The sequence below is a fragment of the Nocardioides sp. JQ2195 genome (assembly GCF_012272695.1).
GTDB lineage: Bacteria > Actinomycetota > Actinomycetes > Propionibacteriales > Nocardioidaceae > Nocardioides.
The window spans coordinates 596,286-618,473 of the sequence record NZ_CP050902.1; the positions used below are offsets into that span (position 1 = coordinate 596,286).

The following is a 22,188-nucleotide window of genomic DNA, read 5'->3' on the forward strand; positions in this document are numbered from 1 at the left end:
GGAGGCAGTGTCCCGAAGGCGGCAGGACAGCAACAGAAGAGCCCCGCCCTCACGAGGAGGACGGGGCTCTTCCCTGGATCGGTCGACTACTTCTGGATCCATGCCTTGTCGAACAGGACGATGGTCTCGCCGCTCGGCTTGATACCGTGCACGTTCTCGTTCCACACGTTCAGCATGGCGCCGGAGTTGATCGCCACGCCCGGGGCGTCCTCGGCCCAGAGAGCCTCGATCTTGGTGAGGACCTCCTTCGCGTCGGTCGGGTCCTCGATGGCCTGCAGCTCGGAGATCAGCTTGTCCATCTCGGGGTTGGCGTAGCCACCCACGTTGACGGCGGAGGTGCTGCCGAGGGCGGAGGTGAGGCGAGCGAAGACAGCCTCGTCGTGCATCGAGGTCGCCGCCGTGGCGATGTCGAAGTCGTGGTCGACGTAGATCTTCTGGACCTGGTCGGCCACGTTCGCCACGAGGTCGAGCTTGACGTCGAACCCGACCGCTTCGAACATGCCCTGCATGGCCACGGCTCCGGCCTGTGAAGCCTGGTCGGTGCGAGCCAGCACCCGGACCTTGCCGTCGAAGCCGTCAGCCTTGGCCTCCTCGACCAGCTTCTTGGCCGCCTCGGTGTCGGTCGGCATGGGGTCGACACCCGGTGCCCACGCGGAGTCAGCGCCGATCAGGAGCTTGCTCGGGTCGCCGGCACCGTTCGCGGTGCGGTCCAGGAAGATCTTCGGGTCGAAGGCCAGCGCCAACGCCTGGCGGACTCGCTTGTCAGCGGTCGGCGACCCCTCGCGGGTGTTGAACCACAGGTTGTTCGCCATGCTCGCGTAGTTGTCCATCGCCGGCAGGTCGCCCTTGAGCACCTCGTCGGCGAGCTCGGTGCCACGCACGAAGGAGACGTCGACCCCGCCGCTCTGCAAGCTCTCGTAGCCGGTCCGGTCGGTGCCCAGGATGTTGAACTCGATGGCGTCCAGGTAGGGACGGCCGTCCCAGTAGTCCTCGTTGGCGACCACCTTGGTCGTCTCGGCAGGCTTGTAGCTCTCGAACTTGAACGGACCGGCACCGATCGGCTTGAAGCTCTGCGGGTCCTTGTAGGCCGCCGGAGCCAGGATCATGCCGACGCCGCTGGTCAGCACGTTCGGGAAGCGGGGCCAGGCGGACTGCATCTCGATCTGGACGGTCTGCGGGTCGACCGCCTCCAGCTTCTTGATCTGCGACTTGGTGAGCATCGCGTGCAGGCCGTAGGTGTTGATGTAGCGGTTGATGCTTGCCACCACGGCGTCCGCGTCGAACGGAGTGCCGTCGTGGAACTTCACGCCCTCGCGGAGCTTGAGCGTCCAGGTGATGTTGTCGTCGGTCTCGAGGGACTCGGCCAGCTGCGGGACGAACGTGTCGCTCTCGTGGTCGTAGCGCATCAGGGTGTCGTAGACCGCGGCTTCGATGTTGCCGCCGGTGGAGCCGGTCGGGTACGTCGTCGTCGGGTCGAGCGTGCGGGCCTCGGAGTACTCCGAGACGCGCAGGGTGCCGCCCGTCACCGGGTCCCCGGAGGCTTCGTTGGCGTTGATCATGCGGGTGCTGTAGTCGACCGAGCCCGGCGCGGATACATCCCCGCCGTCATCGGACGAGGTGTCCGCGCAGCCGGCGAGGATGAGGGCGCTGGCTGCCAGCACCCCCGTCCACCGCACTCGGCGCGAGATGGGTGTCTTCACTGTTCCTCCACTGTGTGACGGGGTGCTCCGAGCTCACCACGATGTGATGTCGTCACAGCGTGGGTGACCGTGTTTGCGCCGATCGCGACGGGTCCCACTCAGCGGGAGAAATGTCCATTTGACCCGCCGGAAGGCGTTTCGGGTCGCTCCCGGTGGGTGGTCGCGGCTCGCCCCACGTCGTGTGACGGCGCATACGGTGGGCGGGTGCCGGACCTGACCCTTCTCGCGGCCGCCGTGGCGGTCTTCGCCCTGGCCGCGACGGCGCAGGCAGTCAGCGGCTTCGGTGGGGCGATGCTGGCGATCCCGCTGCTCCTGCTCCTCGGCGTGGATCCCGCGACCGCGGTGGCCGCGGCGACGGGTGTCAGCCTGCTGATGTCGGCCCGCGCCTGGCACCGGGAGCGTGACCACGTCGAGGTGCAGACCACCCGCCGCCTGGTCGTGGCTGGCCTGCTCGGCATGCCGCTCGGCCTGCTCGCGCTGCTGGTGCTCGACGAGGGAGTCCTGGCCCGCGGCATCGGCGTACTGATCCTGGTGACCGTGGCGCTGACCGCTTTCCGGGTGCGGCTGCCGGCCTCGCGCTCGGCGCACTGGGCGGCCGGCGGGCTCAGTGGCGCGCTGCTGACCTCCACCGGCATGAACGGACCGCCACTCGTGCTGGCGCTGACCGGCACCCAGTTGTCCGCCCGTCGGATCCGGGCCACGCTGCAGGCAGTCTTCGCCGTGCAGGACGTGGTGGCGGTGGGCCTCTTCGTGGTGGCCGGGGTGCTCGGCCTCGACGCGCTGCTGCTGGTCGTGGCCGGGGCCCTCGGCGTGCCGCTGGGCTGGGCGGTCGGGGACCGCGTCTTCCACCGGCTCAGCGAGACGACCTTCCGCAGGATCGTGCTGGTCGGCCTGGTCGCGGTGGCGTTGGCCGCCTTCACCCAGGGTGCCTGAGCCGGGCACCGGCAGCGCCCCCGGGTCGAGAGGTCAGCCCTGGTTGGCCTTGCGGGCCCGTGAGGCGGTCTTGGCCCGCTCGTGGGCGTCGAGCACGACCTTGCGGATCCGCACCGTCTCGGGGGTGACCTCGACGCACTCGTCCTCGCGGCAGAACTCCAGGCACTGCTCGAGGGAGAGGCGCTTCGGCGGGATCAGCTTCTCGAAGTTGTCGGAGGTGGCGGAGCGGATGTTGGTCTGCTGCTTCTCCTTGGTGATGTTGACGTCCATGTCGTCGGCGCGCGAGTTCTCGCCGACGATCATGCCCTCGTAGACCTCGGTGGTGGGCTCCACGAACAGGATCCCGCGCTCCTGCAGGTTCGTCATCGCGTACGCCGTGGCGGCACCCTTGCGGTCGGCGACCAGCGAGCCGTTGTTGCGCGAGCGGATCTCGCCGGCCCACGGGAAGTAGCCCTCGGAGATGTGGTGGGCGATGCCGGTTCCGCGGGTCTCGGTGAGGAAGTCCGTCCGGAAGCCGATCAGCCCGCGGGCCGGCACGACGAACTCCATGCGCACCCAGCCGGTGCCGTGGTTGGTCATGCCCTCCATGCGGCCCTTGCGGTTGGCCAGCAGCTCGGTGATGGTGCCGAGGAACTCCTCGGGGGCGTCGATGGTCAGGCGCTCGAACGGCTCGTGCACCTTGCCGTCGACCTCACGGGTGACCACCTGCGGCTTGCCGACGGTCAGCTCATAGCCCTCGCGACGCATCTGCTCGACGAGGATGGCCAGGGCCAGCTCGCCGCGGCCCTGCACCTCCCACGCGTCGGGACGCTCGGTGGGCAGGACGCGGAGCGAGACGTTGCCGATCAGCTCGGAGTCGAGGCGGTCCTTGACCAGGCGGGCGGTGACCTTGTGGCCCTTGCCGCCCTTGCCGACCAGCGGGGAGTTGTTGGTGCCGATGGTCATCGAGATGGCCGGGTCGTCGACGTGGATCAGCGGCAGGGCGACCGGGTTCTCCGGGTCGGCCAAGGTCTCGCCGATGGTGATGTCGGGGATGCCGGCGACGGCGACGATCTCACCGGGGCCCGCGGACTCGCCGGGCTTGCGCTCGAGGCCCTCGGTGACCAGCAGCTCGGTGATCTTGACGTTCTTGACGTCACCGTTGCGCTGGATCCAGGCGACGGTCTGGCCCTTCTTCAGGTTGCCCTGCTTGATGCGCAGCAACGCGAGACGCCCGAGGAACGGCGAGGCGTCGAGGTTGGTGACGTGGGCCTGCAGCGGGGCGCCCTCGTCGTACGTCGGGGCGGGGATGGTGTCGAGGATCGTCCTGAAGAGGGGCTCGAGGTCGTTGCCCTCGGGGAGGGTGCCGTTCTCGGGCTGCTCGAGCGAGGCGATGCCGGCCTTGCCGGAGGCGAAGACGACCGGGAAGTCGAGGGCGTCCTGGCTGTGGGACTCGTCGAGGAGATCCATGAACAGCTCGTAGGTCTCGTCGACGACCTCGCTGATGCGGGCGTCGCCACGGTCGGTCTTGTTGACCACCAGGATGACCGGCATCTCGGCGTTGAGCGCCTTGCGCAGCACGAAGCGGGTCTGGGGGAGCGGGCCCTCGGAGGCGTCGACGAGGAGCACGATGCCGTCGACCATCGACAGGCCGCGCTCCACCTCGCCACCGAAGTCGGCGTGGCCGGGGGTGTCGATGATGTTGATCGTCATCGGCTTGCCGTCGGCGGCCGGGCCGGCGTAGTGCACGGCGGTGTTCTTCGCGAGGATGGTGATGCCCTTCTCGCGCTCGAGCTCGCCGGAGTCCATCGCGCGCTCGGCGACGCCCTCGGCCTGGTGCTCGGTGAACGCCCCGGCCTGGTGGAGCATCGCGTCGACAAGAGTGGTCTTGCCGTGGTCAACGTGTGCGACGATCGCCACGTTGCGGAGGTCATGACGTGCGGTGGATCCAGACATGGGGCAGCCGTGTCGCTTTCTGACGGTGGATTTCCTGCCCGGACATGGGACAGCCGTCCGAGTCTACGGGCGAAAAGGGGTCTGCTCCGAATCGTTCGCGTCACACTTTCCGTCGTGGTGGTGCGCTCCAGACCCTTTCGAATGTCACCGCCCCGGGGTAGGACTGGGGCCATGAGCTGTCACATCGTGCCGCCCTACCTGCTCGCGCAGATCGCCTCCGCCGCACCCCGCGAACCGTCGGCCACGACCGGGCCCGGGCGTCCGGTCGCCGACCACTGCCGCCACACCCTGGCCATCGACGAACGGTTCCGCGCCGCCCGGCGTGGGCCGTCAGCGGCCGTCGAGGCCACCGGTGGATTCACCATCCACACCGCCGACAACGGCTCTGCCCTGCCGGGTCGTGTGGTGCGCGAGTCCGGGGCGGTCGAGTCCGGCGACCCGGCCGTCGACGAGGCGTACGCCGGGCTCGAGGCGTCGTTGGAGATGTTCGCCCAGGTCTACGACCGGGACTCCTGGGACGGTCGAGCCGCGCGCGTCCTCGCCACGGTCCACTACGAGCACAACTACGACAACGCGTTCTGGGACGGCACCCAGCTGGTCTTCGGTGACGGTGACGGCGAGGTCTTCGACCGCTTCACCAAGCCGATCGACGTGCTCGCCCACGAGCTCACGCACGCGGTCACCGAGTCGGTCGCGGGGCTCGTCTACCAAGGGCAGTCCGGGGCCCTCAACGAATCCGTCTCCGACGTCTTCGCGGCCTGCCTGAAGCAGCGGGTGCGCGGCCAGTCGGCGGCCGAGGCCGACTGGCTGGTCGGCGAGGGGCTCTTCCTGCCCGGGGTCTCCGCTCGAGGCCTGCGCGACATGGCGAGCCCCGGAACGGCGTACGACGACCCGGTGCTGGGCAAGGACCCGCAGGGCGCGGACATGTCGGCCTACGTCGAGACCACCGACGACAACGGTGGGGTGCACCTCAACTCAGGCATCCCCAACCGGGCCTTCGTGCTGGCCGCGCGGGCGATCGGCGGCAGCTCGGCCGAGGGCGCCGGGCGCATCTGGTGGGCGGCGCTGTCGGCAGTGTCCGCCGAGGTCGACTTCGCCGGCTTCGCGGACGCCACCGTGCAGGCCGCCGGCGACCACGCCGACGCGGTGCGTGACGCGTGGGACACGGTGGGAGTGGCGGTCTCCGGTGAATCCCGAGGCAAGGTGCCCGGTGGCACCGGCGGAGACGTGCCCGGTGGTGAGCCCGACGGCGACGTGCCCGGTGGTGGGCCCGGCGGTGAGCCCGGCGGCGAGGTGCCCGGTGGTGGCACTGGCGGCGAGGTGCCCGGCGGTGGCACCGGCGGCGACGTGCCCGGTGGTGGGCCCGGCGGAGACGTGCCCGGTGGTGGGCCCGGCGGAGACGTGCCCGGTGGTCGGGCCGCGGTCGTCGAGGTGCGCCGTACCGGCGGCTTCACCGGCCGTGCGGTGAGTGGCCGCTGCGACCTCTCCGGGCAGGGCGCCCACGTCGACGAGGTGCGGTCGCTCCTCGACCGGGTCGACCTCCGAGCCACCAAGCCGGGCCGCGGCTACCCCGACATGTACTCCTACGTGATCCGCGTCGGCGACACCGAGGTCACCCTGGCCGAGCCACAGATGACCGACGACCTGCGGCGGCTGGCGACCCTGGTCCTCGAGGACAGGTCCGATCCGACGTCCTGACGCGCGAGCACCCGCGTGAGCGCTCCAGAACGCACCATCCTCTCGCCAAAAGTGGTCCGTTTCGGAGCGCTCACGCCAGGCAGATCACGGCACGGAGCGGAGGTTGCCGCTCAGGCGGGCTCGAAGCCCGGCACGTACTCCTCGAGCAGGGCCCGGAACCCCACGGTCGCCTCCAGCTGGCACAGCACGCCGAAGCCGCCCAGCCAGACCCGGTGGATCAGCATGTACTCGGGCGGCAGGTTCAGCTTGAACGCCCGGGCCAGGTTCTCCTGCGAGGGCGTGGCCACCCGCACCGTCTGCTCGCGCAGCCAGGCCCGGGTGAACGAGAAGGTCTCTGCGCGTCCGGCGTCGAGGAAGGGGCCGAGGTAGTCGCTCAGGTCGTCGGGGGTGAACTCGGTGCGGGCCAGCAGGAAGCCCTCCTCGCGCAGCCCGTCGACGACCGCATCCCAGTCGTCGGAGATGCCGCGCGAGAGCAGCTCGCCCAGCGGGCGCGGGAAGCCGTCCGGCAAGCGCGCGACGGCGCCGTAGTCCACGATGCCGAGCCGGCCGTCGGAGCGGATCCGGAAGTTGCCCGGGTGGGGGTCGGCGTGGAGCAGCCCGGTGCGGGTGGGACCGCTGACCAGGAAACGGGCGTAGAGGCCACCGAAGTGGTCGCGCTGCTCCGGCGTACCGTCCTTGATCACCTGCGCCAGCGACGCCTCGCTGTCCATCCAGGTGGTGACCAGCACCCGTGAGGTGTGCTCCACCACGGCGGGCACGACGAAGTCGGGGTCATCGGCGAACTCCTCGGCGAAGACCGACTGCGACGCCGCCTCCAGTGAGTAGTCGAGCTCCTCGGCGATGCGGGCCTCGAGCTCGGCGAGCAGCGGCTTGATGTCGAGTCCGGGGGCCAGCACGGTGAACAGGCGCGCCATCCGCCCGATCTGCTTGATGTCGGAGCGCAGCGCCTTGGCGGCCCCGGGGTACTGCACCTTGACCGCGACATCGGTTCCGTCAGCCCAGGTGGCGCGGTGCACCTGCCCGATCGAGGCCGAGGCGACCGGTGCGGTGTCGAAGGTGGCGAAGCGGGTGCGCCAGTCGATGCCGAGCTCCTCGGCCATCACTGACTCGAGCATCCGCACCGACATCGGGGGAGCGGAGTCCTGCAGCTTCGTCAGCGCCTCGCGATAGGGGCCGGCCAGCTCGTCCGGCAGCGCGGACTCGAAGATGCTCATCGCCTGGCCGAACTTCATCGCCCCGCCCTTGAGCTCGCCGAGGACCTTGAAGATCTGGTCGGCGGTGCGGGCCTGGACCTCCGTCAGGACGAGGTTGGCGGGCCGTCCGACGAGTCGCTTGCCGACACCGAGCGTCGTCCGCCCGGCGAAGCCGACCGGGAGCGTGGCGAGTCGAGCCGTGCGCCCGAAGGCGGACTGGCGCATCTTCCGGTTGTCGTCCTCAGCCACGTCGCCGAGCCTATCGGGGCAGGGGTTGGCCGAACCGGTCAGAGTGCGCGGTCGAGCGCTGCTTCCACGTGGAGCGTGGTGCACGGGAAGAGCGGCACCTCGACGTCGGCCTGCTCGATGAGCAGCTCCAGCTCGGTGCACCCGAGGATGACGCCCTGCGCGCCGCCGTCCCAGAGCTCATCGATGAGCTTGACGATCTTGCGGCGCGAGGTGTCGAGCACCTGCCCGTGGACGAGCTCGTTGTAGATCACCGCGTTGACCATGTCGTGGTGCTCGGGTGCCGGGACCTGCACCTCGAGCCCGTGGGAGGCCAGTCGGTCGGTGAAGAACGTGCGCGACATCGCGAAGGTGGTGCCCAGCAGCGCGACGGTCTCGACGCGGTTGGCCTTGCAGTTCTCGGCGACCACGTCGGCGAGGTGCAGCAGGGGGATGTCGATGGCCGCCTCGACCTGCTCGGCGACCCGGTGGAACGTGGTGGTGCACAGCATGAGGAAGTCGGCGCCGGCCTTCTCCACTCCCTGCGCCGCGTCGGCGAGGATGCGCGCGACGCCGTCCCAGTCCTCCCGCTGGCCCAGGGCGGTCACCTCCGCGAAGTCCACGGAGGCCATCACGGTCTTCGCCGACGAGTAGCCCCCGAGTCGCTTCTCGACGCCGAGGTTGAGGTCCTTGTAGTAGGCAGCGCTGCTTTCCCAGCTCATGCCGCCGATCATTCCGATGGTCTGCACACGCGAAGTCTCCCGTGTCGGCGTGGATTCGGCCACCCCGGGTCCGCTCCGTGGCACGTGTGCCGGCGGGTACGCCGCCCGGGCGAGGCCGCTGCGGGCCGCGGCGGGCCGCGGCGGCCGCGGCAGGAGGTCGCGGTGGCGGGAGCGGTGGCGGGAAGAGGCTCAGGTGACGCGGTGCACCTTGTGCTGGGCGGCCTGGGCGCGGGGCTTGATCACCAGCTCGTCGATGTTCACGTGGGCCGGCCGGGTGGCCACCCAGGCGATCGCGTCGGCGACGTCCTCGGCGACCAAGGGGTCGGGCACGCCGGCGTACACCGCATCGGCCTTGGCCTGGTCGCCGCCGAAGCGGACCAGGGAGAACTCCTCGGTGTGCACCATGCCGGGCGCCACCTCGGAGATCCGGATCGGCTCGCCGACCAGCTCGAGGCGCAGGGTCTCGGTGACCACCTTCTCGGCGTGCTTGGCGGCCGTGTAGCCAGCGCCGGTCTCGTAGGCGACCCGCCCCGCGGTCGACCCGACGTTGACGATGAGCCCGTCGCCGCTCGCCCGCAACGCCGGCAGCAGGGCCTGCGTGACGTGGAGGACGCCGAGCACGTTGACGTCGTACATCGCCTTCCACTGGGCCGGGTCGGCCGACTCGACGGGAGCCGAGCCGAAGGCGCCGCCCGCGTTGTTCACCAGCACGTGGAGGACGTCCCCGACCACCTCGCGCAGGCCGGCCACGGATGCCGGGTCGGTGACGTCGCACGGGACGGCGACACCGCCGATCTCTTCGGCCAACGCCTGGATCCGGTCGGTGCGGCGGGCCGCGCAGAGGACGTGGAGGCCCTCCGCGGCCAGGGCGCGCGCGGTGGCCGCGCCGATCCCGCTGGAGGCTCCGGTGACGACGGCAGTGCGACGAGTGCTCATGGCCCGATTGTGCCCGACCCCCGACGGCCAGCCCGCGGGACGGGTGGGGGGAGGGTGGCACCGGAGCGGCCGGAACGGCAGACTGTGGGACTCACCTCGTCCGTCGACTGAAGGGAGGGCGTTGTCGTGCGCTCGTTGGCTGCCCTGTGCGGGATCCTGGGTGGGCTGTGCCTGGTGGCACAGTACTTCCTCGACGACGTCGACCTGCTGCGGTGGATCGGGCTCGGCCTGCTCGGCGTGGCCGCGCTGTGCATCGGTCTGATGCTGGTCCCGAAGGCGCCGGTGTGGTTGAAGGCCATCGTGGGGGTGGGCGTGGTCGCCCTCTCCGGCTCCGTGCTGGCCACCCTCCACAGCGAGATCGGCGTCGAGGTGGTCGACCTGGTCGTCGGCTGCGCGGCGGTGCTGCTCTTCCTCGGGCTGGGCTGGCGTTGGCGCAGGTCGCGCCCGCCTCGCGTGCACGGCTCCCACAGCAAGTGACGCCTCGCGTTCCCCTGGCGGACGCGTCGAACCCTCCTCCCGCACCGGCGGAATAATCACGGGTGATCGTGGAGTTGAGGCCCTGAAGGAGGTACGACGCGCAGATGAGCCGCATCGCGATGATCAGCCTGCACACCTCGCCGTTGGACCAACCCGGCATCGGTGACGCGGGCGGGATGAACGTCTATGTGATCGAGCTCTCCCGTCGTCTCGCAGCCCGGGGCATCTCGGTCGACATCTTCACCCGGGCCACGTCCTCCACCCTCGACCCGCTGGTCGAGGTCGACGACCACGTCCTCGTGCGTCACGTGCACGCCGGCCCCTTCGAGGGTCTGACCAAGGCCGAACTGCCGGGCCAGATGTGTGTCTTCGCCCGTGAGGTGCTGCGCGCGGAGGCCGGTCACCTCCCCGGCCACTACGACGCCGTGCACTCGCACTACTGGCTCTCCGGGCAGGTCGGTGCCCTGGCGCGAGACCGTTGGGGCGTGCCCCTGGTGCACTCCATGCACACCATGGCCAAGGTCAAGAACGAGGCGCTGGCCGAGGGGGACACCCCCGAGCCGGGCGTCCGGGTGCTCGGCGAGGAGCAGGTCGTCGAGGCCGCCGACATGCTGATCGCCAACACCGACATCGAGGCCGCCCAGCTGGTCAACCTCTACGACGCCGAGCCGTCGCGGGTCGAGGTGGTCCATCCCGGCGTCGACCTCGACGTGTTCCGTCGACGCAGCGGCGCGCGGGAGCGGCTGGGCCTTCCGGGCGAGGCGCAGGTCCTGCTCTTCGCCGGACGGCTGCAGCCACTCAAGGCGCCCGACGTGCTGCTCCGCGCGGTCCGCGTGCTCCTCGACGAGGACCCCTCCCTCCGCTCGGGGCTCATCGTCCCCATCGTCGGCGGTCCCTCGGGGTCCGGCCTCGAGCACCCCGAGTCACTTGCCGAGCTGGCCCACGACCTTGGCCTCGACGACGTCGTACGCTTCGTGCCCCCGGTCGCTCGCGAGGAGCTGGCCGACTGGTTCAGGGCGGCGACGCTGGTCGCGGTGCCGTCCTACAACGAGTCCTTCGGGCTGGTCGCGGTCGAGGCCCAGGCCACCGGGACCCCCGTGGTCGCAGCCGCGGTCGGCGGACTGCCGACCGTCGTGCGCGACGGACACTCGGGGCTGCTGGTGCCCTCCCACGACCCACGCGACTGGGCGCTGGCCCTGCGCCGGGTGCTCCAGGAGCCGGGGCTGCACGGGCAGCTCGCCGCCGGCGCGCTCGAGCAGGCCGCGCACTTCTCGTGGGAACGAACCGCTGACCGTACCCTCGAGGTGTACCGCAAGGCAGCAGGCCTGATGAAGGAGGAGTCGATTGTCTCCGCAGGCTGAGGTGATCCGTGGCTGGTTGAAGGACAACGACGTCGAGTGGGACGAGGACTCCCCGGGCATCTTCTCGTTCGCGTTGCCGGGAGAGCGCAAGCTGCAGACCCCGGTGCGCCTCGACCTCGGCCCCCACGCCCTCGGCGTTCACGCCTTCGTCTGTCGCAACCCCGACGAGAACCACGAGGGTGTCTTCCGGTGGTTGCTGGAGAAGAACCTCAAGCTGTACGCCGTCGCGTTCGCCATCGATCGACACGGCGACATCTATCTCGACGCGCGACTGCCGCTGTCGTCGGTCAACGAGGACGACCTCGATCGGGTGCTCGGCACGGTGCTGGCGACCGCCGACGAGTCGTTCAACACCATCCTCGAGCTCGGCTTCGCGAGCTCGATCCGCAAGGAGTGGGAGTGGCGCATCTCCCGAGGTGAGTCCACGAAGAACCTCGAGGCGTTCCGTGGGTGGCTCGAGCAGGAGTAGGTTCCGCCCATGACGACAGTTGCCTACGTGATCGTCGCACTGGTGGCGGCCCTGCACCTCTACTTCCTGGTGCTCGAGATGTTCCTCTGGACTGCACCGGCCGGTCGCAAGGCATTCGGGCTCACGCCGGAGTTCGCCGAGGAGACCAAGGCGTTGGGTGCCAACCAGGGCCTCTACAACGGGTTCCTCGTGGCCGGGCTGGTGTTCGGGATGGTCCGCACCGATGCGCCGACCATCGCGTTCTTCCTGGCCTGCGTGGTGGTGGCCGGCGTCTTCGGCGCGGTCACCGTGAGCCGCAAGATCCTCGTCATCCAGGCCGTGCCGGCTGCGCTGGGGCTGGTCGCACTGGGTCTCGCCCAGGCCTGATCCTCTGGCCTGATCCCTCGGCCCGGTCCTGTGGCCCGGTGTATTGACCCGGTGCATTGACCCGGGGCTGTGGCCCGGTGTATTGACCCGATCCGTCCCACGCGTCACTTCTGTCACTTACCCTTGTGGCCATGGACTTCCCCCGTAGTCGCTCGTCCCGCATCGCCGTCCAGACCGCCGTGCTGCTCCTCGCCGGGTCGCTCTCGACCGCCGCAGTGGCGCCGGCCGGAGCTGCCCCCGGGCCGCGTGTCGCGGTCCAGGCCCAGAAGGCGCCGTCGGCGCAGGTCCTCACCAAGCGCTGGAGCTCGACGAAGAACTTCAACAACGGCACCAAGCAGGGCATCACGGTCCGCAAGGGCTCGATGCGCATCGGCGACGCCCCCCGCAGGACGAGGGTGCGGGATCCGTTCGCCGACAAGCCGGCCCGCACGATGGACTACGCACGCTGGGTCTCGCCCTGGAAGGCCGTCGGGTTCGACGCCACCAACGTGATCCCCTCGTGGAACGCGCGGGCTCCGCGCGGCACGTTCGTCCGCATCAACATCCGCACCCGTTCCGCCACCGGCACCAGCAGCTGGGACCGGGTCGCTGACTGGACCCACGCCGAGCAGGGGATGCACCGTCACTCGGGTGGCGCGCAGACCGACGACCTGAACAAGCTGCTCACCGACACCCTGGTCAGCCAGGGCACCAGCCGGATCCGCGCGGTGCAGGTGCGGCTCACCCTGCTCCGCCCGGCTGGCTCGACGACCACCCCCGTCCTCGACTCGGCAGGCTTCGTGGCGGCGAGCTTCACCAGCCGCACGCCGGCGACGTCACCGACCACGATGACGGCGAGGACGCGGCTGGACGTCCCGAAGTTCTCCCAGATGACCCACCAGGGCCACTACCCGCAGTGGGACAACGGCGGCGAGGCGTGGTGCTCTCCGACGTCGACGGCGATGGTGCTGCGCTACTACGGCACCGGTCCGTCCCCGGCTGACTACGCGTGGACCGGAGAGACCGATGGCCAGGTCGACCACGCCGCGCGCTACGCCTACGACTACAGCTACCAGGGCGCCGGCAACTGGCCGTTCAACACGGCGTACGCCGGCAGCTTCGGCACGGACGCGTTCGTCACCCGGCTGATGGACCTGCGCGGTGCGGAGAGGTTGATCCGGAAGGGCATCCCGGTGGTCACCTCGATCGCGTTCTCGCGCGGCGGCCTCGACGGATCCCCGTTGACGTCGACGCCGGGCCACCTGGTGGTGATCGTCGGCTTCACCGCCGACGGCCGGGTGATCGTCAACGACCCGGCGGCACCGGAGAACTCCACCGTGCGCCGGACCTACCGTCGTGACCAGTTCGAGCGAGCCTGGCTGGGCGGCTCCGGCGGCGTCGCCTACGTGGTCCGCGCGCCCAGGTAGTCCTGCTCCACGCGGTCGTCCGTCCGCAGGAGTCTCGATCGCGTCGACGGCTCGGCCGCCGAACGGGAGGGCGGGCGGTCATTTCAGCAGGAAGTTCGCCGTCGAGACGTCGGCGCACCGCCTCGGGCGTCGTGGCCGTGGCCCGAACTTCCTCCCGTGGTGATCGCGACCGCCGCGCAGCCCTGCGGGACCCTCAGACCGGCTGTTCCTCCGGTACGTCGACCAGCGGCTCGCGCACCCGGGTACGCCGACGCGAGACGAGCACCCCGACCACGCACAGCAACCCACCGACGTACGCGAGGGCGGGCGGTGTCTCCCCGAGGAGCACGGCGGCCAGCGCGATGGCGATCACCGGCACCAGGAACGTCGTGATCGCCAGCCGGCCGGCGTCCATGTGGGTCAACGCGAAGGCCCAGGTGCTGAACGCGAGTGCGGTCGGGAAGACACCGAGGTAGAGGATCCACAACCAGGACTCGGTGCTCCCGTGCTGGACCAGGTCGACGAACTCCCCGGTGAACGGCGAGGCGGTGAGCAGGCCCATCACGCAGGCCAGGAAGGTGATCTCGAAGGGGTGCAGGCGCCGGGTCAGGGGCTTCTGGCAGACCACGCCGATGCCGTAGGTGATCGCCGCGAGCACGGTGAGCAGGACTCCCCAGAGGTCGCGGTCGCCGGACTGGTCGTTGGCGAGCGCGATGATCGCCACGCCGGCGAAGCCGATCGCGATGCCGATCACCAACCAGCGGGTCAGGCGCTCGTCGAGGAAGACCGCGGCCAGCAGGGCCACCAGCAGGGGACCGATCTGGATCAACATGGCGGCGGTGCCGGCGTCGATGCGCCGCTCGGCCTCGTTCAGGGCCAGGTTGTAGATCCCGAACCACATGACGCCACAGGCGACGAGCAGCACCCACTCACCGCCTCTCGGCCACGTCCGGGGCCGGCGGAAGACCATCAGCCCGAGCACGACCGAGGCGATCCCCAGGCGGCCGATGGTCAGTGCGCCGGGCGTGACCTCGTGGCCGAGGTGGCGGATCGCGACGAACGCCGAGGCCCAGCAGACGAGGGTGAAGGCGGCCGCAGCGCCGGGGAGCCAGGTGCGCTGGAGCGCGGGTGTTGTCGTCACTGCACAAGCCTAGGGACCGGCCTCGCCCCTGCCGAGCGATTTTCGGACACCGATGCGCGAGATCCCGCCGTACTTCCCCGATAGTCCCCAACGTCCGGCAGGTGAACTCGGCAGATCGACCTGCCGGACGTTGGGGACTATCGAGAAGCAGCAGTCAGAGGTCGAGCTTGTAGCCGAGGCCGCGCACGGTGACCAGGAGCTTGGGCTCGCCCGGGTCGTCCTCGAGCTTGGCCCGCAGCCGCTTCACGTGGACGTCGAGGGTCTTGGTGTCGCCGACGTAGTCGGAACCCCACACCCGGTCGATCAGCTGGCCGCGGGTCAGCACCCGGCCCGGGTTGCGCAGGAACATCTCCAGCAGCTCGAACTCCTTGAGCGGGAGGCGCTGCTCCTCGCCACCGACCGTCACCACGTGGCGCTCGACATCCATCCGCACCGGGCCGGCCTCGAGGGTGGCCGGCGCGAGGTCGGGCTCCTGACCGCGGCGCAGTACGGCGCGGATCCGCGCCACCAGCTCGCGGGGTGAGTAGGGCTTGGTGACGTAGTCGTCGGCGCCCAGCTCGAGGCCGACGACCTTGTCGACCTCGTCGTCCTTGGCGCTGACCATGATCACCGGAACGGTGGAGGTCTGGCGGATCTGGCGGCACACCTCGGTCCCGGGCAGGCCGGGGAGCATGAGGTCGAGCAGCACGATGTCGGCCCCCGCCCGATCGAACTCGGCGAGGGCGTCGGGGCCGGTGTTGGCGATCGCCACCTCGAAGCCTTCCTTGCGCAGCATGTACGCCAAGGCGTCGCTGTAGCTCTCTTCGTCCTCGACGACAAGTACCCGGGTCACGGAAGTGCCTCCTGCTTTTTCCTGGGGAGCGACAGGGTGAAGGTGGAGCCCTGTCCCTCGGCGGACCATACGCGGATGTCTCCACCGTGGGTGGCCGCGACGTGCTTGACGATGGACAGACCGAGGCCTGTGCCACCTGTCGAGCGGTGCCGGGCCGGGTCGACCCGGTAGAACCGCTCGAAGATTCGGTCGATCTCGTCCTGGGGGATGCCGATGCCCTGATCGGTGACCGCGATGTCGACGCTGTCCTCGTTGGCGCGCGCGGAGACCAGGACCGCGGAGCGATCGGGTGAGTAGTTGACGGCGTTGGCGACCAGGTTGCCCACGGCGACCGCGATCTGCTCCGCGTTGCCGACGACCTGCAGGCCCTTGTCACCGGACGCGATCACCGAGAGCCCGCGCGACTGGGCGTCGATGGCCACGGTGTCGACCGCGGTGCTGATGATGGCATCGACCTCGACGGGCATCGGCTCGTCCAGCGGGTCGTCGCCCTGCAGTCGGGACAGCTCGATGATCTGTTGCACCAGCCGGGCCAGCCGCTCGCTCTCGACGATCATCCGGCCGGCGAAGCGCTCGACGGCCTCGGGGTCGTCGGAGGCGTCCTGCACGGCCTCGGCCAGGATGCGGACGGCGCCGATCGGGGTCTTGAGCTCGTGGCTGACGTTGGCCACGAAGTCGCGCCGGATCGCCTCCACGCGGCGTTCACGGGTGCGGTCGTCGACCAGCACCAGGATCTGCCGGGTGCCGAGCGGCGCGATCCGCGCGGTGACGTGCCGAGCGGGCGAGGACGCCGTACGCGCCATCACCAGCTCGGTCTCGCGGATCTGTCCGTCGCGCCGCACCTGGTGCACCACGTCGACCAGGGCAGCGTCCTTGATCTGGTTGCCCTGCACCAGTCCCAGGGCGTACGCCGGCGCGCTGGCCTTGAGGACCTCGTCCGCCTCGTTGAGGACGACCGCGCTCGAGCGCAGGACGGAGAGCACGGCAGCCACGCCGGACGGGACCGGTGGCTCGGCGCTGTCCGGGATGCGTTGCTGCTGCCTCTCGCTCAGCACGAAGGCCAGCACGACGCCCGCCACGAAGAGCCCGATGAGCAGCGCAAACAGGATCGTCTGCGGTGTGGTCACGGTCTGATCGTACGCAGGGATTCACTTCGAGTTCGCCACCGGAACCATTGCTTCCCAGAGTTCACGCCCCGTTCACGCAGCGTCGCCGTCCGGTCACCTGCGCCGCCTAGGCTCCCCGCCATGCGTGACGCCTTCCATGACGAACTCGAGTCCATATTCACTGACCTGGCCGCGATTGCCCGCCAGGTCCAGGTTGCGGTGTCGCGAGCCACCCAGGCGCTTCTCGACGGTGACGTCCAGATCGCCGAGGAGGTGATCAGCGCCGACGCCCAGATCGACCTCGCTCGTGAAGCGGTGGAGGACAAGTCCTTCGAGCTGCTCTCCCTGCAGCAGCCGGTGGCCGGAGACCTGCGCACCGTCGTCGCCGCGCTGCGGATGGTCGCCGAGCTGGAGCGGATGGGTGACCTGTCCGTGCACGTCGCCAAGATCGCCCGGCTGCGTGTCCCCAAGATCGCGGTCCCGGACCAGGCCGAGCCGACCATCCGGCGGATGGCGGCGCTCGCGGAGATCATGACCGTCAAGGTGGCCGCCATCATCGAGGAGCGCGACGTCGAAGGAGCCGCCGCGCTCAGCAGCGAGGACGACGAGATGGACGCCCTGCGCCGCAGCTCCCTGCGTGAGCTGCTCAGCGCCGACTGGCCGCACGGCGTCGAGCCGGCGGTCGACCTGGCCCTGCTCGGCCGCTACTACGAGCGGATCGCCGACCACGCCGTCTCCGTGGCGAACCGGGTGGTCTTCGTGGTCACCGGCGAGGTCGTCCCGGTCGACTGACCCGGATCCACGGATTGGCCGGGGAACCGACAGCCAGCCCGCACTCCGGGAGAGTGCGGACCGGCTGCCGTTGTCGGGCCCTCGGGGGACCTGGTCCCGGGTCGATGGTCAGGGCTTGGCGTACCTCATCGTGTAGCTGCCGCTGCCGCGGTAGGACTGCACGACGTACGAGTAGGAACCCGCTGTGCCGCTGTAGCTGATCTCCTCGTGGGAGCCGGAGGACAGGCTGGAGGCGACCCGCACCCACTGGCTCCCGTTCCACTTCTCGAGGTAGAGGTCGAAGTCGGTGCCGTCCGGACCGTCGATGCAGGCGGTGTGCGTGCCTGCGCTGGACGACGTGTAGTAGCCACTGCTGCCCGGCTCGTACTCGTAGTCGTTGCTGCGGCTCAGGGTGCCGCTCTCGCTGAGCGCGAGGTCCGCGCACTCACCCGTGCCCGGGTCGGGGTCGGGGTCGGTTCCGCCGTCGCTGCTGCAGGCGAAGTCGTTCTGGGGTACGTCGACCCCGTCCCACGCCGCTTCGACACCGGCGCACTCGGGGCTGTCGGCCCCGTAGATGTCCATCGCCGCCCGGACCGTGGCGTCGCGCGCCTCGGGGTAGGTGGTCGTCGACGTCATGTAGGCGTCCAGCGCCTTGAACCAGACCTGCTCGACCTTGTCGCGACCGATGCCGTCGAACGACGAACCGTCACACGTCGGGCTGTTGTAGCTCACCCCGTTGATCACCTTCGATCCCGAGCCCTCCGAGGCCAGGTAGAAGAAGTGGTTGCCCGGACCCGAGGTGTAGTGCGGGTCGTCGTTGCCCATGGAGGAGGTCCAGCAGTCATAGCTGGCACCGTCACGCGACGGCTTGTCCATGTAGCGCAGCGGGGTGCCGTTGCCGTTGATGTCGATCTCCTCGCCGATGAGGTAGTCACCGACGTCCGCCGCGTTGTTGGCGTTGAACTCGACCGAGGTCCCGAAGATGTCGCTGGTGGACTCGTTGAGGCCGCCGGCGTCGCCGTAGTAGACGAGACCGGCCGTGGCCTCGGTGACGCCGTGGCTCATCTCGTGGCCGGCCACGTCGAGCTCGGTGAGCGGGTTCTGGTTGCCGTCCCCGTCGCCGTACGTCATCTGCTGGCCGTCCCAGAAGGCGTTGACGTAGTTGTTGCCGTAGTGCACCCGGGACGGCACACCGACGCCGTCGTCGAAGATGCCGTGACGGCCGTGCTTGTCGAGGAAGTAGTCCCACGTCTGCGCGGCACCGTAGTGCGCGTCGACACCAGCAGAGTCGGGGTCGCTCATCGTGCCGTTGCCCCAGTGGTCGTCGGAGTCGGTCATCACCGTGCCGCCGGACTGCGCGTTCCTCAGGTCGATGGTGCGGCCGTTGCCGCGCACGGTGTCGACCATCTCGTAGCCGCTGCCGGTGGACCGGGTGTCGATGTCGACGGTGCCGACGAAGATGCCTTCACCGTCGGCGCTGTGGATCTCGTCCCACGAGGCCAGGGTCTTGCCGGTCTGGGCGTCGACGACGACGTGCAGACGGCTCGGGGTCTGGTCCTTCTTCACGCCCTTGACGACGGTGTCGTAGGCGAGTCGTTCGCCGTTGTCGCCGGCGAAGACCACCAGCACGGAGGACGAGCTGGTCGCCTTGAACGTCGCGGTGCGCTCGGCCTTCCTGATCGCGGTGGCCCTGCTGACCTTGGCGGTGGTGCTGGCCGGCGCGACCTTCTGGCGCGATGCGTGCTGGACGTCCTGGACCGCACCCTTGGCGTCGGTGTGGACGATCATGTCGCCGCCGATGACGCGCATGCCCTGATAGGTGCGCTGGTAGCGGGTGTGCTGGGCCCCGTCGGCGTCCTGCACGACGTCGGTGGCGCGCAGGCCCTGGCTGCCAGGCAGGCCGATCTGCCTGGCCACCGCGGCCTCGTTCTTCTTCGCCGCGGAGATGAGCCGCTTCTGCTCCTTGACCGTGATCGTCTTGTCGGCGTTGCGGTTGGCTGCCTGGGTGTCGGAGGCGTGGTCCTGACGAGGCTTCTGCACATCGTGGTCGCCGCCGGACGCCTGCGCGTTCGGCGCCAGGCACATGAGGGCGATCGTCGCCGAGGCCACCAGTGTGCGGCGCCGGCGCGAGATGAGGTTGTGACTCATTGATCTCTCTTTCCCAAGTTCGTGCCGGGGTCGGCACTTCACCGACCTTGCGACCTCCTGAGTCCGGGTAGCAAGAGAGACGTGGACGTTAACTTTTGACTTGAAAATCGACAAAGAATTGCAGGTTCTTGCAATGCAATCTTGCGCAATCTGTCACGGCTTGACGACGACTCGGCCGATCGGTCAAAATCGCGCGCCGTCGCTCAGAAGCTCCACTCGAGGCCGGTGGTCCCGGGCGCCGCGTCGAGGACCACGACGTGGGCATGGCCCAGCGCGTCGACGGGAACCCGACGACGTACCTCGACCCGGTCCTGCGCCCGCTGGTAGCTCTCCACCCAGGCCGGCAGGTCGTGCGGGTGGAAGTGCACCTCGACCACACACTCGCGGATCGAGCGGGCACAGCTGGTGTCGTAGGAGAAGTCGCGTGGCCCGGGCCCGTCGGAGCTGATCTCGTAGTCGAGCACCACCGTGTCGCCGCGGCCGAGGCACTGGGCGAACTCGAGCTCGGTGCCGATCACCCGGTGGGCCGGGTCGAGGTGCTGGGCGCGGATGGAGGCGCCGGAGTTCACGGTGAGCCTGGGCGAGCCCGCGGTGGCGTCCTCGAAGAACTGGGTGACGCCCATGCCGGTGAGCCCGTCGTTGTCGGCTCGGGCGACGGTGCGGATGTGGACCGACTCCATCCGCCGGTCCTCGTCGATGCGGACGACGTCGTGCTGGCTGATCCGGGTCAGCTGGTGACCGGCCTGAGTGGCCTGGACCCGCTCGGCGATCGCGCGTACGGCGTCGCGCTCGTTGAAGTGCGGCGCGAGGACGAACTTGTCGGGGGCGCGCACCGGCCCCCTGGGCCGTGGAGCCGGCACCAGCACCCGCAGGCTGCGGGGAGCCAGTCCCAGCACGCTCTCCAGGTGCGCGACCACCATCTCGGACCGCTTGCGCCCGGGAACCCGGTTGCCGCTCTGCCAGTAGCTGAGGGTCGCGACGCTGACCTGGACGTCCCGCTCGGCCAGGCGCTGCTGGATGCTCTCGAGGCAGAGCCCGCTCCGGTCGACCGCCGTGCGCAGGGCGGTGGCGAAGTCATTGGGGCGCGTGGTCAGTGCGGTGGGCACAGGTCTCCGATCCTGACCCTGCGTCATCCCACCCCGGAACGTGCGTGAATGTATCAGTTCCTCGTCACCCGGTGACGCGAACGGGCATTCCTTGCTGCGCGAACAGGCAGTTGTTGCTGCGCGAACAGGCAGTTGTTGCTGCGCGAACGGTCGATTGTTGACGGTCGAGCAGGCAGCTGTTGCTGCATTCACCGCAAGAGTTGCCCGTTCGGGGCGCAAGAGTTGCCCGTTCGTGTTGGGGGTCAGCGGCCCTGGTTGGCCACGGCTGCTGCGGCTGCTGCTGCGGCCTCGGGGTCGAGGTACTCGCCACCCGTGACCGTCGGCTCGAGGTCAGCGTCGAGGCGATAGACCAGCGGCATGCCGGTCGGGATGTTGAGCCCCGCGATGTCGTCGTCACTGATGCCGTCGAGGTGCTTGACGATGGCGCGCAGGCTGTTGCCGTGGGCCGCGATCAGCACGGTCTTGTCGGCCTTCAGGTCGGGCGTGATGTCGGACTCCCAGTAGGGGAGCAGCCGAGCGATGACGTCCTTGAGGCACTCCGTGCGGGGCATCTCGTCGCCGAGGTCGGCGTATCGGGGGTCGCCGACCTGGGAGAACTCGGAGTCGTCGTCGAGCGGCGGCGGGGGAGTGTCGAAGGAGCGCCGCCAGGTCATGAACTGCTCCTCGCCGAACTCGGCGAGGGTCTGCTTCTTGTCCTTGCCCTGCAGGGCGCCGTAGTGCCGCTCGTTGAGCCGCCAGTTGCGCTTGACCGGGATCCAGTGGCGATCGGCGGCGTCGAGGGCGAGCGCCGCGGTGTTGATCGCGCGGCGCTGCAGCGAGGTGTGCACGACGTCGGGCAGCAGGCCGGCAGCCTTCAACTGCTCGCCGCCACGAACGGCCTCGGCGCGACCCTTCTCGGTGAGCGCCACGTCGACCCAGCCGGTGAACAGGTTCTTCGCGTTCCACTCGCTCTCGCCGTGGCGGAGCAGGACCAGCGTGTGGGCCATCAGTGCGAGGCCGTCTCGTTCTCGTGCTGTCCCTCACACGCGGCGTGGCTCGCGGCCTCGTCGCCGTCCTGGCCGGCCCAGTCGCAGTTGTTCGCGACGACCGGGACCTCCACCTCGACGTCGCCGGCGTTCTCGAAGGTCAACGTCAGCTTCACGAACTCGCCGATCGCGAAGTCACCGGTGACCTCGATGCCCGGCTCGTAGACGGCGTAGCCGTCGGCCGGGGGCTTCTCGCCCAGGCCGTTCTCCTCGGTGGCGGTGGCGAGGCGGGCGTAGCCGCGAGCCGGGATCTCGACGGGCTTCGAGAGGTCGACCGTCACCTCGGAGTCGTTGGCGGTGGTGCCGGTCGCCGACTCGAGGCTGTCGGCCTTGTCGGCGTCGGTCTCGTTGTTGACCAGCGTGGTCACCAGCGTGCCCTCGCCGTTCTCGGTCGCCACGATCACCGCGTTGAGTACGTCGACCGACGCATCGCGGTTGTTGGCGCCCGCGGCCGGTGTGTAGACCTTGTCGGTGGCGAAGTTGAAGCCACACGAGGTGAGGACCGGTGCAGCGAGCACGAGGGTGCCTGCGGCCACGGCGCGGGCGATCCGGTTGCGAATCAGCATCTGGGAGCCTTTGGTGTCGTCGGCGGACCGTGTCTGACCGGACCGCATCCTGCGGGGGACAGCCTAGTGGGTGTCACGGGATGTCGGGGGTGT

At 69.6% G+C, this 22,188-nt stretch carries 20 protein-coding genes; 8 read left to right on the forward strand and 12 right to left on the reverse strand.

Annotated elements, in window-relative coordinates:
- Nucleotides 1-86 precede the first annotated feature (86 nt).
- The gene (locus tag ncot_RS02820) at nucleotides 87-1,700 is read right to left on the reverse strand and encodes an ABC transporter substrate-binding protein (protein WP_168616242.1); all 1,614 of its coding nucleotides are present in this window, start codon (nucleotides 1,698-1,700) and stop codon (nucleotides 87-89) included.
- A 204-nt stretch (nucleotides 1,701-1,904) separates the two neighbouring features.
- Between ncot_RS02820 and ncot_RS02825 the strand changes: the two genes are divergently transcribed.
- Nucleotides 1,905-2,633: a sulfite exporter TauE/SafE family protein gene (locus tag ncot_RS02825; protein ID WP_168616243.1), complete on the forward strand. Its 729-nt coding sequence runs from the start codon at nucleotides 1,905-1,907 to the stop codon at nucleotides 2,631-2,633.
- A 33-nt stretch (nucleotides 2,634-2,666) separates the two neighbouring features.
- Here ncot_RS02825 and typA read toward each other — a convergent pair whose 3' ends face one another.
- Nucleotides 2,667-4,568 carry a translational GTPase TypA gene (typA, locus tag ncot_RS02830; RefSeq protein ID WP_168616244.1) on the reverse strand — a complete coding sequence of 634 codons (1,902 nt, stop codon included), beginning with the start codon at nucleotides 4,566-4,568 and terminating at the stop codon, nucleotides 2,667-2,669.
- Nucleotides 4,569-4,739: 171 nt separating this feature from the next.
- Between typA and ncot_RS02835 the strand changes: the two genes are divergently transcribed.
- A complete protein-coding gene (locus tag ncot_RS02835) occupies nucleotides 4,740-6,266 on the forward strand; it encodes a protealysin inhibitor emfourin (protein WP_206065112.1) in 1,527 nt (508 codons plus the stop codon).
- Nucleotides 6,267-6,376: 110 nt separating this feature from the next.
- Here the strand turns inward: ncot_RS02835 and ncot_RS02845 are convergent, their stop codons facing one another.
- The 3 genes from ncot_RS02845 to ncot_RS02855 all read right to left on the reverse strand — a co-directional run bounded on the left by ncot_RS02845 (nucleotide 6,377) and on the right by ncot_RS02855 (nucleotide 9,342).
- On the reverse strand, nucleotides 6,377-7,708 hold the full coding sequence (locus ncot_RS02845) for an AarF/ABC1/UbiB kinase family protein (RefSeq protein ID WP_240938034.1): 1,332 nt from the start codon (nucleotides 7,706-7,708) through the stop codon (nucleotides 6,377-6,379).
- Nucleotides 7,709-7,746: 38 nt separating this feature from the next.
- Nucleotides 7,747-8,418: an amino acid racemase gene (locus tag ncot_RS02850; protein WP_277345809.1), complete on the reverse strand. Its 672-nt coding sequence runs from the start codon at nucleotides 8,416-8,418 to the stop codon at nucleotides 7,747-7,749.
- A gap of 177 nt (nucleotides 8,419-8,595) precedes the next feature.
- Complete coding sequence (locus ncot_RS02855; protein ID WP_168616246.1) at nucleotides 8,596-9,342, reverse strand: SDR family NAD(P)-dependent oxidoreductase; 747 nt, start codon at nucleotides 9,340-9,342, stop codon at nucleotides 8,596-8,598.
- Nucleotides 9,343-9,468: 126 nt separating this feature from the next.
- On the opposite strand from ncot_RS02855, the gene ncot_RS02860 reads away from it, so the two are divergent.
- The 5 genes from ncot_RS02860 to ncot_RS02880 all read left to right on the forward strand — a co-directional run bounded on the left by ncot_RS02860 (nucleotide 9,469) and on the right by ncot_RS02880 (nucleotide 13,421).
- Nucleotides 9,469-9,819: a hypothetical protein gene (locus ncot_RS02860; protein ID WP_168616247.1), complete on the forward strand. Its 351-nt coding sequence runs from the start codon at nucleotides 9,469-9,471 to the stop codon at nucleotides 9,817-9,819.
- Nucleotides 9,820-9,923: 104 nt separating this feature from the next.
- Entirely contained in the window at nucleotides 9,924-11,180 is a 1,257-nt protein-coding gene (gene mshA / locus ncot_RS02865) for a D-inositol-3-phosphate glycosyltransferase (protein ID WP_168616248.1), read from the forward strand.
- A complete protein-coding gene (locus ncot_RS02870; protein ID WP_168616249.1) occupies nucleotides 11,164-11,649 on the forward strand; it encodes a YbjN domain-containing protein in 486 nt (161 codons plus the stop codon). Before mshA ends, ncot_RS02870 begins: the two co-directional genes overlap by 17 nt.
- A 9-nt stretch (nucleotides 11,650-11,658) precedes the next feature.
- The gene (locus tag ncot_RS02875) at nucleotides 11,659-12,015 is read left to right on the forward strand and encodes a DUF1304 domain-containing protein (protein WP_168616250.1); all 357 of its coding nucleotides are present in this window, start codon (nucleotides 11,659-11,661) and stop codon (nucleotides 12,013-12,015) included.
- Between the two features lie 131 nt (nucleotides 12,016-12,146).
- Entirely contained in the window at nucleotides 12,147-13,421 is a 1,275-nt protein-coding gene (locus ncot_RS02880; protein ID WP_168616251.1) for a C39 family peptidase, read from the forward strand.
- Between the two features lie 193 nt (nucleotides 13,422-13,614).
- On the opposite strand, the gene ncot_RS02885 is transcribed toward ncot_RS02880, so the two are convergent.
- The 3 genes from ncot_RS02885 to ncot_RS02895 all read right to left on the reverse strand — a co-directional run bounded on the left by ncot_RS02885 (nucleotide 13,615) and on the right by ncot_RS02895 (nucleotide 16,500).
- Nucleotides 13,615-14,541 (reverse strand): DMT family transporter, encoded by a 927-nt coding sequence (locus ncot_RS02885; protein WP_168616252.1) that lies wholly within the window; start codon nucleotides 14,539-14,541, stop codon nucleotides 13,615-13,617.
- Nucleotides 14,542-14,695: 154 nt separating this feature from the next.
- Nucleotides 14,696-15,373: a response regulator transcription factor gene (locus ncot_RS02890; protein ID WP_168616253.1), complete on the reverse strand. Its 678-nt coding sequence runs from the start codon at nucleotides 15,371-15,373 to the stop codon at nucleotides 14,696-14,698.
- Complete coding sequence (locus ncot_RS02895; RefSeq protein ID WP_168616254.1) at nucleotides 15,370-16,500, reverse strand: ATP-binding protein; 1,131 nt, start codon at nucleotides 16,498-16,500, stop codon at nucleotides 15,370-15,372. The genes ncot_RS02890 and ncot_RS02895 overlap by 4 nt, the downstream gene beginning before the upstream one ends.
- A 120-nt stretch (nucleotides 16,501-16,620) precedes the next feature.
- Between ncot_RS02895 and phoU the strand changes: the two genes are divergently transcribed.
- Nucleotides 16,621-17,271, forward strand: a complete 651-nt coding sequence (gene phoU / locus ncot_RS02900; RefSeq protein WP_168616255.1) for a phosphate signaling complex protein PhoU — start codon at nucleotides 16,621-16,623, stop codon at nucleotides 17,269-17,271.
- 108 nt (nucleotides 17,272-17,379) lie between these two features.
- Here phoU and ncot_RS02905 read toward each other — a convergent pair whose 3' ends face one another.
- From ncot_RS02905 to ncot_RS02920, 4 genes are all read right to left on the reverse strand, one after another.
- The gene (locus ncot_RS02905) at nucleotides 17,380-19,398 is read right to left on the reverse strand and encodes a M4 family metallopeptidase (RefSeq protein WP_168616256.1); all 2,019 of its coding nucleotides are present in this window, start codon (nucleotides 19,396-19,398) and stop codon (nucleotides 17,380-17,382) included.
- Nucleotides 19,399-19,601: 203 nt separating this feature from the next.
- Complete coding sequence (locus tag ncot_RS02910; RefSeq protein ID WP_168616257.1) at nucleotides 19,602-20,504, reverse strand: hypothetical protein; 903 nt, start codon at nucleotides 20,502-20,504, stop codon at nucleotides 19,602-19,604.
- A gap of 242 nt (nucleotides 20,505-20,746) precedes the next feature.
- Nucleotides 20,747-21,490 carry a phosphoglyceromutase gene (locus ncot_RS02915; protein WP_168616258.1) on the reverse strand — a complete coding sequence of 248 codons (744 nt, stop codon included), beginning with the start codon at nucleotides 21,488-21,490 and terminating at the stop codon, nucleotides 20,747-20,749.
- Complete coding sequence (locus ncot_RS02920) at nucleotides 21,490-22,095, reverse strand: hypothetical protein (protein ID WP_168616259.1); 606 nt, start codon at nucleotides 22,093-22,095, stop codon at nucleotides 21,490-21,492. The genes ncot_RS02915 and ncot_RS02920 overlap by 1 nt, the downstream gene beginning before the upstream one ends.
- Nucleotides 22,096-22,188: the final 93 nt, after the last annotated feature.

Coding starts and splice junctions, on each gene's coding strand:
- ncot_RS02905 (WP_168616256.1), bottom strand. CDS start 19,398: ATGAGTCACAACCTCATCTCGCGCCGGCGCCGCACACTGGTGGCCTCG.
- phoU (WP_168616255.1), top strand. CDS start 16,621: ATGCGTGACGCCTTCCATGACGAACTCGAGTCCATATTCACTGACCTG.
- ncot_RS02835 (WP_206065112.1), top strand. CDS start 4,740: ATGAGCTGTCACATCGTGCCGCCCTACCTGCTCGCGCAGATCGCCTCC.
- ncot_RS02920 (WP_168616259.1), bottom strand. CDS start 22,095: ATGCTGATTCGCAACCGGATCGCCCGCGCCGTGGCCGCAGGCACCCTC.
- typA (WP_168616244.1), bottom strand. CDS start 4,568: ATGTCTGGATCCACCGCACGTCATGACCTCCGCAACGTGGCGATCGTC.
- mshA (WP_168616248.1), top strand. CDS start 9,924: ATGAGCCGCATCGCGATGATCAGCCTGCACACCTCGCCGTTGGACCAA.
- ncot_RS02875 (WP_168616250.1), top strand. CDS start 11,659: ATGACGACAGTTGCCTACGTGATCGTCGCACTGGTGGCGGCCCTGCAC.
- ncot_RS02915 (WP_168616258.1), bottom strand. CDS start 21,490: ATGGCCCACACGCTGGTCCTGCTCCGCCACGGCGAGAGCGAGTGGAAC.
- ncot_RS02855 (WP_168616246.1), bottom strand. CDS start 9,342: ATGAGCACTCGTCGCACTGCCGTCGTCACCGGAGCCTCCAGCGGGATC.
- ncot_RS02850 (WP_277345809.1), bottom strand. CDS start 8,418: ATGATCGGCGGCATGAGCTGGGAAAGCAGCGCTGCCTACTACAAGGAC.
- ncot_RS02880 (WP_168616251.1), top strand. CDS start 12,147: ATGGACTTCCCCCGTAGTCGCTCGTCCCGCATCGCCGTCCAGACCGCC.